Genomic DNA, 14,251 nt, shown 5'->3' with positions numbered 1-14,251 from the left:
CGGAGAAAAAACTATGGTTGCGGATCGCTCTCTTCCGACGATTGGGATGCTCTGGATGGAAGGCCGTCTGAGTTTTCTGGAACAGATGTGCATGCTGTCCTTTATCGAACAGGGCCACAGGCTGGTTTTGTTTCACTATGGGCAGGTCGAAAACGTACCGTCTGGCGTTGAATTGGTATCGGCCAACGAAGTGCATGAGCCGAAACAGTTCATCATGAACAACCAGTTCAAAACGCCGGTTCCGCAATCTGACATCTTCAGATTGCAGTTGATGAAAAAGACGGATTTCCTGTGGTGCGATACGGATGTGGTGGCACTGTCTCCGATCCCTTGGGCTGATCACATCTTTGGCTACTTCAACAGAGACACGATCTGTAATGCCGTGATGCGGCTGCCCTCGAACAGTCCGGCACTGGACGCGTATATTGAGTACAGCAATGATCCTTACCCGATCCGTCCCTGGGTCGAAGGTGATGAACGGGCAGAGCTTGAGCGGATGAAGCGCGCCGGCGAGTTGCCGCATGCTTCGGATCAGGAGCACAGCGTTTACGGACCGGGTGTTATGACATGGTATCTGCGCCAACATGACGAACTGAAAAATGCCAGTCCAATCCCGGTGTTTTATCCGTTGCCGTTCCGTCAGGCCGGGCAAGCCAACGATATTCACGTCCGAGAGTTCAGAAAGACATACATCAAGGACGACACTCTTGCAGTGCACCTGTGGGGTCGCCGGATGCGGTGGTGGATCGCAAATGGCATCAAAAGGCATTCTTTCCTGGACAGACGCTTGCGAAACCTGGGCATCCGAGCAAGCGATGCGCCTCTGCCGCGCCATGGCAGAAAGGGGCCCAAACCGATCGAGTTTCCGGCCGACCTGCCCGCGTTACGGCCAACAACAGAAGACATCCGAAAAGCCACAGGCGGTGCAATGTCTACGGCCCTGCTGTCAGACAGAGAAGACTATTTGAAAGTCGCGCAGGCAGAGCTGGACAGGATCCATTCTGACAATCTCTATGGCGGGAATGATCTGCCCCGTCCGGGCCGTCTGCGTGGCTGGGATCACTACGGCAGTGAGGCTGCGCGTCTGAATGCGCTTGCCATGTCGCTGTTCAACTATGCCGAAAGCCACCGCCGTCTACCTGATCTCTGCGCGCCGAAAACCTTTTCCGAAAAGCTGTTGGTGATGAAGCTGTTTGGTGCAGTTCCCGACGCGTTTGTTGCAGAACAAGACAAAACAGTGGAGCAGGTGCCGGACGGTCTGACTGTGCCGAGGCGTGTATGGCATTCACACATACCGACCCTGCCTGAAGCGCTTTCTGACGAGCCCGGTGAATACAGCCTGAAAGGCTCGGCCAGCGTTGCGCACAGGATTGGCGTGTCGCTTCCGCTGGATGACGCTGAGCGCGACGCGGCAAACAATCAGATGGCCGCGTGGCACAAAACCAAAACGCCGGAAGGGTTCTGGACCGGGGACTGGTGGCGCGTTACCCGGCAGCCCAACTATTGTCTTGAGGAAGATCTGACAGCCGGTGAACACACAGTCACCGATTGGAAGTTCTGGGTGATCGCTGGCTGTGTTCATTTGGTGCAGGTCGACCGTGACCGGGGGCGCGGACGCATTCAGATGCTGCACGACCGAGACTATACATTCCGACCAGATGAGTTGTTTTTCCCAACCAGTTCGGACACAGAGCCGCGGCCCGCGCAATTCGACGAGATGGTCGGGATCGCAGAAGCTCTGGCGCAAGACGTCGAATTTGCCAGAGTAGATTTGAGCTTGGTGGGGGAAAGGATCTGCCTGCGCGAGGTTACTCTGTCTCCGCTTGTCGGAAAACTGAAAATACGGTCAGACGCGCTGGATCAGCGATTGGGCGCGGCGTGGGTTGGTACGTCGTTGTTCCCGAACGAAAATTAAGCTGCATGCCAAATCTGGTATGGGGGCAAGGCGTTCGCCCTTGCTTACTCGACCACTATTTCCTGACGCAGCTTTCCGGTCGTTTTGTCAAAGATCAGAACACGGTTGTCATCCGTGACAACCGCGTACCAGTTAGAGCCGATGGTCAGCGCCTGGGCCTTCGCACCGTCCGGCAACTCGATCTGATCCGGAAGGGTGGGTGTGCGGTCCGATAGGCGGATGACAATCAGGGCGAATGTCACTAGAACCCCGCCAATCATCACCGCGGTCAACAACATGACCATCCGCCGCAGCAATCGCAGCTGCGGTGTTTCCTGCGGTTCTTGGGGTTCGGAAGGGACAGTCATGGGCACCCGCCAGATTGAGTTTCAGATCGCGGCTGATCCGCCGTCACGCCTTGATAAGGCGCTTTCAAGGGATGTGCCAGATGGTGAAAACCTGTCGCGCACCCGGTTAGCGCGCTTGATCGAAGAGGGTGCGGTTCAGATCGACGGGCGCGAGGCACGTGACCCTAAGGCAAAAGTTGCGGAAGGGGCGCAGATTACCATTGTCGTGGCCGAGGCCGAAGACAGCCATATCGGCCCCGAAGACATCCCGCTTGAGGTCGTTTTTGAAGATGCGGATGTGATTGTTGTGAACAAGCCCGCAGGCATGGTCGTACATCCCGCGCCGGGTTCGCCCAGCGGTACGCTGGTAAACGCGCTGCTGCACCATTGCGGGGATGATCTGTCAGGTGTTGGTGGGGTCAAGCGCCCGGGCATCGTGCATCGCATCGACAAGGAAACCAGTGGCCTTTTGGTGGTGGCCAAATCGGATGCAGCGCATCACGGTTTGGCTGCGCAGTTTGCCGATCACAGCGTCGAGCGGTATTACCGCGCCGTGTGCTACGGGGTGCCGGACGCCAACGATCCACGTTTGCGCGGTGTCAAAGGGGTCAATTTCGAACCCGGCAACATCATGCGTGTGACAACGCAGCTTGCGCGCCACAAGACCGACCGTCAGAGGCAGGCTGTTCTCTTCCATGGGGGTCGCCACGCAGTAACGCGTGCACGGGTTGTTGAGAGTTTTGGTACACCCGCAGGACTGGCTCTGATCGAATGCTGGCTGGAAACCGGACGCACCCATCAGATCCGGGTCCATATGGCTCATGCAGGACATGGGCTGGTCGGAGACCCGGTTTACGGCGGCAAGCGCAAGCTGTCTGCCAAGGCGTTTTCGGTTGCGGCGGCTGAATCTGTCCGCGATTTCCCGCGTCAGGCCCTTCATGCAGCGGTTTTGGGGTTCGAACACCCGGTGACCGGCGAAAACCTGCGGTTCGAGGTCGACCTTCCGCAGGACATGAAATCCCTGATTGCAGGGCTGCGCACACCAGTGTCACAATAAGCAAAGTCCCGTGAGAAAGAGTTTCTTATCTTCCCTTAACAGAAGTTTAATTTCAGACTGATAACAGCACCTCTTGAATAGGCAGGGTTCCTTACCCATATCCTATGTTAAAGACTTAAACATTTGTCGGAGGGACATCATAATGGCAAATTACGCAAATCTCCCCGCACCGACGCCCGAGGGCGGCCTGAATCGTTATATGCAGGAAATTCGCAAGTTTCCTCTGTTGGAGCCGGAAGAAGAATACATGCTGGCCAAGCGCTGGGTCGAAGAGCAGGATACTGAAGCCGCACATAAGATGGTGACATCTCACCTGCGTCTGGCGGCCAAAATCGCTATGGGCTATCGCGGCTACGGACTGCCGCAGGCCGAAGTGATCTCCGAGGCGAATGTCGGCCTGATGCAGGCGGTGAAACGGTTTGACCCTGAAAAAGGCTTCCGCCTGGCAACCTACGCCATGTGGTGGATTCGTGCCTCGATCCAGGAATATATCCTGCGGTCGTGGTCATTGGTGAAGCTGGGTACAACCTCGGCTCAGAAAAAGCTGTTCTTCAACCTGCGCAAGGCCAAGGCCCGTATCGGCGCGTTGGAAGAGGGCGACCTGCGTCCTGAAAACGTCAAACAGATCGCCAATGATCTGGGCGTGACCGAAGAAGAAGTCATCAGCATGAACCGCCGTATGTCCGGTGGGGATGCCTCGCTGAACGCGACCGTGGGGTCCGAAGGTGAAGGCACGATGCAATGGCAGGATTGGCTGGAAGATGAAGATGCCGATCAGGCGGGCGACTATGAAGCGCGCGACGAACTGGAAGCACGCCGCGAGTTGCTGACTGCTGCTCTGGATGTGCTGAACGATCGGGAAAAGGACATCCTGACTCAGCGCCGGTTGATGGATCAGCCGGTGACTCTGGAAGAGCTGAGCACGCAGTATAACGTCAGCCGCGAACGTATTCGCCAGATCGAAGTGCGCGCGTTTGAGAAACTGCAAAAGAAGATGCGGGACCTTGCCCGCGAAAAAGGCATGCTGGCAACCAGCTGAGCTAAACACCAGCCCGCAATCTCTGCGGGCTGGTTTCGTTTTACCCCTTTGAAAATTCGTTATGGACCGTTGATCTATGTGACCGGATCGACCCGTGAATTGACTCGCGAACGTCAAAAGCGGCAGAGAGGTCATACAGAAACGGATGGAGAGTGCGATGCAACAGCCTGTTCAGTTTGGCGTTTTGGGGGCCGCGAAATTCGCGCGCGAGCATATGGCTCCGGCAATACATGCAGCAAGTGGTGCTCGTTTGGCTGCATTGGCAACATCTGACGCAGCAAAGGCAAATCCATTTCTGTCCTTTTGCCCGGACCTCAGCGTATTGAACAGCTACGAGGCTTTGCTGTCAGATCCCGGCATCGACGCGGTCTATATCCCCTTGCCGAACCACATGCATGTCGAGTGGAGTCTAAGGGCAATGGACGCCGGTAAACATGTACTGTGCGAAAAACCAATGACCATGAAGGCCGCTGAGTTTGACCAACTGATCGCCAAGCGCGACCAGACAGGGGTGCTTGCGGCCGAAGCCTATATGATTGTGCATCACCCCCAGTGGCAGCTGGCACGTGATCTGATCGCCGATGGTGCCATCGGGAATTTGGTGCATGTGACCGGCGCGTTCAGTTTTGACAATCGGGCGGACACGGGGAACATCCGCAACCGGGCCGAAACGGGCGGCGGCGGATTGCGGGACATTGGTGTCTACGTCATCGGCGGCGCGCGCTTTGCCACTGGGGCAGAGCCTGTGGCGGTTCAATCTGCAATCCGCTGGCAGAACGACATAGACACCTTTACCGAAATCCGCGCCCAATTCCCTGGCTTTACATATTCGGCCTACGTGTCCATCCGAATGCACCCTCATCAGGAAATGGTGTTTCATGGCGAGGGTGGTCTGATCCGTCTGACAACGCCTTTCAATGCGCGTGTGTTTGGCGAGGCACGGGTAGAGCTGCACCGCCCAGGTCTTGAAGTTCAAGTCAACAGGTTCCCAGCGGCAAACCATTACAAATTGCAGGTAGAAGCGTTCTGCCGGTCGATCCGGGATGGTGCGGATTATCCCTGCCCACTAGAGTTTTCGCGCGGCACGCAAGAGGTGATTGATCGTGTATTTGAAGACGCGGTGTCGCTGTAACTTGCTCAGCGCCTAGGGGCTCGGCTATCCTGTTGTTCCATGTTTCAGGAGGAAACCCATGGCAGGTGGCTGGGCACGCGATGGAGCGGTAAGCGAACAAATCGAAGCTTCGATTTCGGACGAACTGGCGCGGATGCAAGCTCAGAAGCGCCCCGTCGGCGAAAGCCTGACCCATTGTGCGGAGTGTGAAGAGCCGATTCCGGAAAAGCGACGCGCTGCGCTGCCGGGCGTTAAGCTGTGTCTGGATTGCCAGCAAGACCGCGATGGCGTGACTAAAGTTCGGGGCGGAATGAACCGCCGGGGCTCTAAAGACAGCCAGCTAAAGTAAGTGCGGCTCAGTGATGCTCGGAACCAAACTGATGCAAAACGGTCTGGTCCTGGGGTTTCTGGCGGCGTTCCTTTGGGGCACGCACAGTGTCATCGTGCGCTATCTAACAAGTGATCTGGGCGGATTACAGATTGCTGTCACACGCCTGTTTATCGCCGCTCTGGCGATTTATTGCATGTTGCGGGTGATGCGGGTTTCTGTGTCGATCCAACTGGGCGATTGGAATTTCCGTCTGGCGGTACTGGCGACTGTGGTCAACTACATCCTGTTCCATATTGGCCTTGAGCACACAGGAGCGGCAAATGCGATGGTGCTCGAGAATACCGCGCCGTTCTTTGTTCTGGTTTTCCTCTATTTCTTTGCAGATACGAAGGTGACGCGCATAGACGTTTTGGCGACGGCACTTGCAATTTTTGGCGTTTTTTTAACAGTTTACCGGGATTTTCAGGGGGGTGGCGAACCGTTGTTCGGTGATCTTCTGGAAATCGGTGCGGGCCTCAGTTGGGCCGTGTTTCTAATTTCCAGCAGCCGTGCAATGCGCAGTTCGAAATCAACAGGAGAGAGACTGAATTTCCTGTTCGGCATTTTCCTTTGTTCAGGAGTATTGCTGATACCAATGGCCGCCTTTTCATTGCAAATACCAACGGCTAACGACGTTTTGTTTTTGATCTTGTTGGGTGTACTGCCAACCGCGTTGGCCTACTATCTTTGGTACGAGGCCGCCGCGCGGGTTTCGACTTTGACAGCGACTTTGCTATTTGCAGCTTCGGTCGTGTTTACTTTTGTAAATTCGGCCTTGTTTTTGGGCGCAACAATCACGCCGCATGCCATCGTGGGGGCGACGCTGATCGTAGGGGCTATCTTTCTGACATCAATGAAGAAAGCGGAATAGGTGTTCGTCGCTACACTGCCGTTGCTGATAAGGGCAGGGACATTATGTATTGGGGCCCGGCCTCGCCATGAGGCCAGATATCTCCGGTCTCTTCGAAACCAGCGCGGCGATACACAGCGACGGCAACGGGATTTTCGAGGTTAACGGTCAAAAACAGAGCGTTCGCCTTCGGATACAATGCAGGCAGGTATGTCCTCAACTCGCGCATGGCGGCGGTTCCATGCCCTTGGCCCTGAACGCTATGGTCGAGGATAACAGCCCTTAATCCAAGATCGTTTTGAGAGGCAAAAGGATAGTCTTGCCAGTAAAAGCGATCGATTTTGAACAGGCCCACAGGGCGTTGGTTCAGCATTATTTGATGGAGATCGAACCGTTCCGCAGGCTCGGCCAAAGCTTCTTCTACAGTACCCGCGAATTTTAACTGATCGGGCCGCAGCGTGATACCCGCGACCCGATTTGCCTCATTGCGGTTCAAAGGTTGGAGTGCAATCACCCCTCCATCGCTTCCAGCTCATCAATAAAGCCCGAGATCATCGACAGACCTTTGTCCCAGAATTTTGGATCGCTTGCGTCAAGGCCGAACGGGGCCAGAAGCTCTTTGTGATGTTTGGACCCACCGGCGCGCAACATTTCGAAATACTTGTCTTCGAACCCGTCCGCGCCGCTTTCGTAAACAGAATACAGCGCGTTCACGAGGCCATCGCCGAAGGCATAGGCGTAAACGTAGAAGGGCGAATGCACAAAGTGGGGGATATAGGCCCAGAACGTCTCGTACCCGTCCATGAATTCAAACGCGGGGCCGAGGCTTTCGGCCTGAACGCTCATCCACAGGGCGTTGATATCATCCGGGGTCAGTTCGCCTTCGCGACGGGCCGCATGCAGCTTGCATTCGAAGTCGTAGAAGGCGATCTGGCGGACCACTGTGTTGATCATGTCCTCGACCTTACCGGCCAGCAGGACTTTGCGTTGCTCTTGGGTTTCGGCTTGTTCCAGCATTTTGCGGAAGGTCAGCATTTCGCCAAAGACAGACGCTGTTTCAGCAAGTGTCAGCGGGGTTGAGGACAGCATCTCACCCTGATCGGCGGCCAGCACCTGATGCACGCCATGGCCCAGCTCGTGTGCAAGTGTCATCACGTCGCGCGGTTTGCCCAGATAGTTGAGCATCACATAGGGGTGGACGTCAGTGACTGTCGGGTGGGCAAAAGCACCCGGCGCTTTGCCGGGTTTCACCGCTGCATCAATCCAGCCCTTTGAGAAGAAGGGCGATGCGATCTCTCCCATGCGTGGATCGAAGGCATTGTAAGCGTCCATGACGGTCTTTTCCGCCTCGTCCCAATTGACAACACGCGAGTCTTCCATAGGCAGTGGCGCGTTGCGGTCCCAGACCTGCATCACGTCAAGACCCAGCCATTTACGCTTCAGCTCATAATAACGGTGGCTCAGCTTGGGGTAGGCGGCCACAACCGCCTCGCGCAGCGCTTCGACCACTTCGGGCTCTACATCGTTCGACAGGTGACGCCCGGTTTGCGCGCTGGGCATGTTGCGCCAACGGTCGACGATTTCCTTTTCCTTGGCTTGGGTGTTGTGGACACGGGCAAAGGTCTTGATATTGTCCTGAAACACCGATGCCAGTTCCCGCGCGGCCGCTTCACGCTTGGCGCGATCCTGCTCGGTCAACAGGTTCAGGGTGCCTTCGATGTTCAGTTCTTCGCCATTAACGTCAAAGGTCAGCCCGGCTATGGTTTCATCAAACAGACGTTCCCACGCATCGCCGACAACGCCCAAGTCGTGCAGGAACTTTTCCAGCTCATCGGATAGTTGATAGGGCTTCATCGCACGGATGCGGCGGAAAACGGGCTCATAACGGGCCAGATCGGCATTGGCGTCGAAATGCGCCTTGAGCACGTCATCGTCGATACGGTTGAGTTCTAGCGTGAAAAACACAAGCGGCGTGGTGAAGATCGTGATTTTTTCCTGCATGTCCGACAGGAACTTGGCGCGCTCGGCATCCGTGGTCAGTTGATAATAGCGCAGACCGGCAAAGGACATGATGCGGCCGGCAATGGAGTTGATCTTTTCGTTGCGCAACACACAGGCCAGCAAGCCGTCTGCGTCCAGATCGGCCAGTTTGCCTTCGTAGTCTGCGGCAAAGGCGGCGCATTCGCCTTCCAGCCAGCCCAAGTCGCGCTCAAGCTCGGGTGCGTCTTCCGAGGTGTAGAGATCGCTCAGATCCCATTCCGGAAGGTTGCCAAGATTGTCGGCACCGCCCATTGCGTTTGCGTCTCGGACAGGAAAGGGAAGGTCGCGCATGGATCACCTTTTGTAGATAGCTTTTGCAAACATCTAGGGCTGGTGCGCGCAGATCACAAGCGGCCAGTCCAACAAGAGGCCAGACGGAAGCAGGGTTTTCGGATCGCAGTTTAACTGGTTCGATTGGACAGAAAATGCGCGGCCAACTGATCCAGAACCGGCCCGCGTACATCAGGGGCCTCCATGAGCACTTCGTGTTCGCCGTCTGGGATTTCTACGAGTGTACCGTTTGGCCAGTTTTTCATGCGCGCGCGTATGGCCTTGCGGTCGACGATTTGTTCATGGCTGCCAAGGAAGGTCAGGCCAGGTGTGTCAGGTGCGGGCTGCTCCATCAGCCAGACACATTCGTCCAGCGATTCGCGCAACCAAAGATTCGAGGGTGCCCCAAGCGCCAATTCAGGATGGGCTTTCAATTGATCCTGCATCATCCGAAACATCGCCGGATCGCGGGTCAGCATATTGCCCTCGAAGGGTTGCGACAGAACATAGCTTTCCAGCGTTGTGGTTGGTGGCGTTTTTTCGCCAAGACCAAGCGCTGTGCCCCAATAGGCCGTTACGCGGCTGAGGGGTTTCATAACCGGGTTAAAGAAAATGCCCCACATCGGACCGGTGAAGGCGCAGGCTGCAAAGCACTTCTGCTCAATCACGGCGCGCAACCCAATGGCACCCCCCATCGAGTGTCCGATTACGAACCAGGGCTTCGGCAGATCAAGCGTTCGGGCAAGGTCAAGCGTGGCCTGAACGTCGCGCTGATAGTCTGTAAACTGATCGACATGTCCGACACGAGGGTCGTCCAGCAAGCGATCTGCCAGTCCCTGACCACGCCAATCAACAGCAAGCATGGCAAAACCGCATTGGATGAACTCGGCAGCGGTGCTTCCGTATTTTTCGATGTATTCGGTTCGACCGGGAAACATCAGCACGGTGCCCTGTGCTTCGCCTTCAGGCAGCCAATGGCCAACGCGGATTCGAATCTGGTCCGAGGTCATCACCCAATGGGCATTCCCACCGGCGGGACCGCCGGCCACGTCTTCAAAGAAAGGGGCCGGCGTCAATTCCATCAGGCCAACACCGACGCAAGCTTCATCGCAACGCCCATGTCGCCGTCAATGGTCAATTTACCGGACATGAACGCACCGGTGGGGTTCAGTTCACCGCTGAGGATTTGTTCGAACGTGTCGGCGTCGGCGCTCATGGTGACATCAGCGTCATCGTCGCTGACACGGGCACCGTCAGAATCCAGAACGATTGCGCCCAGATCGGCGATTGCAAACTTGGCCGAAGCATCAAACGCGCCGCCTTCCAGTTTTTCATTCAGCGCGGCTGCTGCCTTTTCAAGAATCTCGCTCATGCTTTTCCTCATTTTGTTAGTGCGCCGTGAATGGACATCCCCGGTCGCAACGCTACACTGACTATTGTTATGAGCATTGCAATCCACAATCTCAAAGGTACCGTTGCGGCACTTGCCTTTCTAGTCACGTTTTCCACCAGTTGCTTCGCGCAGCAGGCGGATTTGCGCGATGAAGACGCGCTGTTGCAGCAACTTGCCCAATCGACACCCGAACAAGCAATGGCCCTGGACCGGCAGCTGCAAGCCTTGTGGGCGCAATCCGGCTCGGCCTCCGCGGATCTACTGCTGGAGCGCGGTCGAGAAGCGCTTGAAGACGGGGACATAGATGCCGCGCTGGATCACCTGACGGCATTGACAGATCATGCGCCCGAGTTCGCCGAAGGCTGGCATGTACGCGCTTCGGCGTTTTTCGGGATCGAACGGTTTGGCATGGCAGCCGCCGATCTTGAACATGTACTGACCCTCAACCCCAACCACTACGAAGCGATTTATGGGCTTGGTTTGATCTTTGAAATCGTAGGAGAGCCTGAGAAAGCGTATGATGCTTATTCGCGGGCCTTGGCTATACATCCCCACCACGAAGAAGTAACCAATGCGGTGAATCGACTGAAGCCTCAAGTTGAAGGCGCAGCGCTGTAAGGTCCGGGGCAGGGGGCAATGGTGAACGGGTCATCCCGAGTAGTGGCCGTATTGGGCCCGACAAACACAGGCAAAACCCATTACGCAATCGAACGGATGCTGGGGTACCGAACCGGCGTGATTGGCCTGCCGCTGCGGCTGTTGGCACGCGAGGTCTATGACAAGATTGTCGCTATTCGCGGACCGTCGGTTGTGGCTTTGGTCACGGGCGAAGAGCGCATCGTGCCGCCGCGCACGCAATATTGGGTCTGCACAGTCGAAGCCATGCCCGAAGGCATGGGAGCAGATTTTGTAGCAATCGACGAAATCCAGCTTTGTGCCGATCCCGAACGTGGTCATGTTTTTACCGATCGTCTGCTGCGGTCCCGTGGCACGAACGAGACGCTTTTCCTGGGTTCGGATACCATGCGCGGCCCCATCGCGGCGCTGGTTCCCGAAGTGCAGTTCGTCCGACGTGAACGGATGTCGCAGCTTGTCTATACAGGGTCCAAAAAGATCAGCCGGATGCCCGCGCGCAGCGCCATCGTCGGATTTTCGGTCGACAATGTTTATGCCATCGCGGAATTGCTGCGCCGTCAAAAAGGGGGGGCGGCGGTTGTCATGGGCGCGCTCAGCCCGCGAACGCGCAACGCTCAGGTTGACCTCTATCAGAATGGCGAGGTCGACTATCTGGTTGCCACCGACGCCATCGGGATGGGGCTGAACCTGGATGTGAACCACGTCGCGTTTTCATCCCTCACCAAATTTGACGGCCGCCGGATGCGCCCGCTGGCCCCGAACGAACTGGCGCAGATTGCGGGCCGGGCTGGTCGTGGGATGTCTGATGGCACCTTTGGCGTGACGGGCGAGGCTCCGCCGTTAGATGAAGGCGTGGCGCAGGCCATCATGGACAGCCGCTTTACGCCGATGAAAAAGCTGAACTGGCGGAATGCCGCCTTGCGGTTTGGCTCCATCGACGCGCTGATCACTTCGCTTGAGGCCAACCCAAATGACGAGCATCTGATCAAAGCACGCCCTGCGGACGACCTGAATGCGCTGAAATCCCTATCACAAGTGACCGAGATCGTTGCCCGCGCCAGCGACCCGCAATCGATCCGTTTATTGTGGGACGTGTGCCGAATCCCCGATTTTCGCGGCATCAGCCACGCAGAACACGCCAGCTTGCTTGAAGTGATCTATGGTCACCTGCACGAGCGCGGATCGATCCCGGATGATTTTATGGCGCGGCAGATTCGTCGTATCGACCAGACCCAGGGTGACATAGATGCGCTGTCCAAAAGGTTGGCATATATTCGCACTTGGACATATGTTGCGCAACGAAACGGCTGGGTCCGTGACGAATCGCATTGGCGTGACGAAACGCGCACTGTAGAAGACAGACTGTCAGACGCCTTACATGAGCGTTTGACTCAGAGATTTGTGGACCGGCGTACATCTGTTTTGCTGCGCCGGCTCAAACAGAAGGAGGCCCTTTTGGCCGAAGTAAATGACAAGGGTGAAGTGACCGTCGAAGGCGAATTCGTCGGTCGTCTGGAAGGGTTCCGGTTTACACCGGACAAAAGCGCGCAAGGGACCGAGGCGAAAGCTTTGAAATCGGCTTCTTTGCAAGCACTCGCGCCGCAATTCCATCTGCGCGCCGATCGCTTCTATAATGCGCCCGATACCGAAATTGATTTCACGGATCAGGGTGGCCTGATGTGGGGCGAATATGCCGTCGGCAAACTGGTTGCCGGGGCGGAACCTCTCAAGCCAATGGTCGAAGTTTTTGTGGACGAGGCCGCAGGGCCGGATGTCGAACAGAAAGTGCAGCGCCGGTTGCAGCATTTCATCGACCGTAAGGTGGCGGCTCTGTTTGAACCGCTCTTGAACCTGTCTCGCGATGAAGAACTGACCGGTCTGGCAAAAGGGTTCGCGTTCCGCATGGTCGAAGCGCTGGGCGTTCTGCCGCGTGCGCAGGTCGCGCAAGAGGTCAAGGATCTGGATCAGGATGCCCGTGGCGCGCTGCGCAAGCATGGCATCCGCTTTGGCCAGTTCACGATCTTCATGCCTCTGCTGCTGAAACCCGCACCCACGCGCTTGCGTCTGGTGCTGTGGGCGTTGTCCAGCGGTTTGCAGGAATTCCCCGAAGCGCCACCTCCGGGTCTGGTCACTGTACCAGTCGCCAAGGATGCGCCGCAGGGCTATGACACCATGTGTGGCTACCGTGATGCGGGCGAGCGTTCGATCCGGATCGATATGCTGGAACGTCTGGCCGATATGCTGCGCGCCGAAGACAGCCGGGGCGGGTTCGAAGCCAAGCCGGACATGCTGTCGATCACCGGCATGACGTTGGAACAATTCGCAGACCTGATGCAGGGCCTGGGCTACAAGGCCGAGCGTGGCGAGCGTGAAAAGGTGAAAGCGGTCGCCGCTGAGCAACCTGCGGCGGAAGCGGCGGAACAGCCTGCCGCCGAAGATTCTGCGGCACCTGAGGCTACGTCGGAAGAGGCCGCCGCAACCGCCGAGGCGTCAGCCGAGGCCACGACAAGCACCGAGGCGGCAGCCGAGGCACCAGCACCTGACGCCGCACCGGATGAGCCTGAGGCCGAGGTTTTCTATACCTTCACCTGGGGCCGTCAACGCCAGCAAAACCGTGGCCCGCGCCGCGAGCAGGGGCAGGGCAAAGGCAAACCGCGTGGTAAACCGCAGGACGGTCGTGGCAAGCCGCATGGTAAGAAGGGCGGCAAACCACAGGGCGCGAAATCGTTCTCGGCACGGCCTCCGAAGAAGGAAAAAGCCATTGATCCCGATAACCCGTTCGCTGCGGCGCTGATGGGTTTGAAGGACGGCAACTGATCCGTCATGGATCAGGCCAAACTGCGGATCGACAAATGGTTGTGGCAGGCGCGGTTCTTCAAGACCCGCAGCCTGGCCGCCAAACAGGTCAGCAGCGGCCATGTCAGATTGAACGGAATCCGGGTGTTGAAACCGGCACAGGCTGTAGGTCCGGGTGACGTTCTGACCTTTCCGCAAGGGCGAATAGTGCGTGTTGTGCGTATCGAAAAACTCGGGGACCGCCGTGGTCCGGCCCCCGAGGCGCAAACGCTGTATTTCGATATGACCGAAAAGCAGGACGTACCGCCTAAGAATCCGGGTTTTGAGGGAAAAGGTCGTCCAACCAAGAAGGATCGGCGCGCTCTTGATCTTTCTCGCACAGAAGATCGCTGATCCCATCTTGAAGAGCGGGCCAGACTGAATTAGCTAGTCGAACAAACCGCAAACG

14 protein-coding genes are annotated in these 14,251 nt (G+C 57.0%); 9 read left to right on the top strand and 5 right to left on the bottom strand.

Going from position 1 to position 14,251, the window contains the following annotated elements; genetic code table 11:
* The first annotated feature begins 13 nt into the window (after nucleotides 1-13).
* Entirely contained in the window at nucleotides 14-1,915 is a 1,902-nt protein-coding gene (locus tag GS646_RS09665) for an ATP-grasp fold amidoligase family protein (protein ID WP_171182759.1), read from the top strand.
* Between the two features lie 44 nt (nucleotides 1,916-1,959).
* Here the strand turns inward: GS646_RS09665 and GS646_RS09660 are convergent, their stop codons facing one another.
* Entirely contained in the window at nucleotides 1,960-2,262 is a 303-nt protein-coding gene (locus tag GS646_RS09660) for a DUF6476 family protein (protein ID WP_171089432.1), read from the bottom strand.
* Between GS646_RS09660 and GS646_RS09655 the strand changes: the two genes are divergently transcribed.
* From GS646_RS09655 to GS646_RS09635, 5 genes are all read left to right on the top strand, one after another.
* Entirely contained in the window at nucleotides 2,261-3,298 is a 1,038-nt protein-coding gene (locus tag GS646_RS09655) for an RluA family pseudouridine synthase (RefSeq protein WP_171182760.1), read from the top strand. The two genes, GS646_RS09660 and GS646_RS09655, sit on opposite strands and share 2 nt — an antisense overlap.
* A gap of 142 nt (nucleotides 3,299-3,440) precedes the next feature.
* Nucleotides 3,441-4,337 (top strand): RNA polymerase sigma factor RpoH, encoded by an 897-nt coding sequence (gene rpoH, locus GS646_RS09650; RefSeq protein WP_171089435.1) that lies wholly within the window; start codon nucleotides 3,441-3,443, stop codon nucleotides 4,335-4,337.
* 157 nt (nucleotides 4,338-4,494) lie between these two features.
* Complete coding sequence (locus GS646_RS09645) at nucleotides 4,495-5,469, top strand: Gfo/Idh/MocA family protein (RefSeq protein WP_171182762.1); 975 nt, start codon at nucleotides 4,495-4,497, stop codon at nucleotides 5,467-5,469.
* Between the two features lie 58 nt (nucleotides 5,470-5,527).
* Entirely contained in the window at nucleotides 5,528-5,797 is a 270-nt protein-coding gene (locus tag GS646_RS09640; protein WP_171089440.1) for a DksA/TraR family C4-type zinc finger protein, read from the top strand.
* 13 nt (nucleotides 5,798-5,810) lie between these two features.
* Entirely contained in the window at nucleotides 5,811-6,689 is an 879-nt protein-coding gene (locus GS646_RS09635; RefSeq protein WP_171182764.1) for a DMT family transporter, read from the top strand.
* A 10-nt stretch (nucleotides 6,690-6,699) separates the two neighbouring features.
* Here GS646_RS09635 and GS646_RS09630 read toward each other — a convergent pair whose 3' ends face one another.
* The 4 genes from GS646_RS09630 to GS646_RS09615 form a co-directional block, all read right to left on the bottom strand.
* The gene (locus tag GS646_RS09630; protein WP_171182766.1) at nucleotides 6,700-7,182 is read right to left on the bottom strand and encodes a GNAT family N-acetyltransferase; all 483 of its coding nucleotides are present in this window, start codon (nucleotides 7,180-7,182) and stop codon (nucleotides 6,700-6,702) included.
* Nucleotides 7,179-8,999, bottom strand: coding sequence for a M3 family oligoendopeptidase (locus GS646_RS09625; protein WP_171182768.1), 1,821 nt, complete (start codon nucleotides 8,997-8,999; stop codon nucleotides 7,179-7,181). The genes GS646_RS09630 and GS646_RS09625 overlap by 4 nt, the downstream gene beginning before the upstream one ends.
* A 110-nt stretch (nucleotides 9,000-9,109) precedes the next feature.
* Entirely contained in the window at nucleotides 9,110-10,060 is a 951-nt protein-coding gene (locus tag GS646_RS09620; protein ID WP_171646811.1) for an alpha/beta fold hydrolase, read from the bottom strand.
* Nucleotides 10,060-10,350 carry an SCP2 sterol-binding domain-containing protein gene (locus tag GS646_RS09615; protein ID WP_171089449.1) on the bottom strand — a complete coding sequence of 97 codons (291 nt, stop codon included), beginning with the start codon at nucleotides 10,348-10,350 and terminating at the stop codon, nucleotides 10,060-10,062. Before GS646_RS09615 ends, GS646_RS09620 begins: the two co-directional genes overlap by 1 nt.
* 30 nt (nucleotides 10,351-10,380) lie before the next feature.
* On the opposite strand from GS646_RS09615, the gene GS646_RS09610 reads away from it, so the two are divergent.
* Genes GS646_RS09610 through GS646_RS09600 form a run of 3 tightly spaced genes read left to right on the top strand, consistent with a single transcriptional unit; the run spans nucleotide 10,381 to nucleotide 14,196 of the window.
* On the top strand, nucleotides 10,381-10,989 hold the full coding sequence (locus GS646_RS09610) for a tetratricopeptide repeat protein (RefSeq protein ID WP_171646813.1): 609 nt from the start codon (nucleotides 10,381-10,383) through the stop codon (nucleotides 10,987-10,989).
* Nucleotides 10,990-11,007: 18 nt separating this feature from the next.
* Nucleotides 11,008-13,824 carry a DEAD/DEAH box helicase gene (locus GS646_RS09605; RefSeq protein ID WP_216600391.1) on the top strand — a complete coding sequence of 939 codons (2,817 nt, stop codon included), beginning with the start codon at nucleotides 11,008-11,010 and terminating at the stop codon, nucleotides 13,822-13,824.
* A 6-nt stretch (nucleotides 13,825-13,830) separates the two neighbouring features.
* Entirely contained in the window at nucleotides 13,831-14,196 is a 366-nt protein-coding gene (locus GS646_RS09600) for an RNA-binding S4 domain-containing protein (RefSeq protein ID WP_171182774.1), read from the top strand.
* Nucleotides 14,197-14,251: the final 55 nt, after the last annotated feature.

This window comes from Ruegeria sp. HKCCD4315 (assembly GCF_013112245.1).
Taxonomy (GTDB): domain Bacteria; phylum Pseudomonadota; class Alphaproteobacteria; order Rhodobacterales; family Rhodobacteraceae; genus Ruegeria.
Note: the sequence above shows the minus strand (reverse complement) of the source record. Positions and strands in the feature narration are given on the sequence as shown.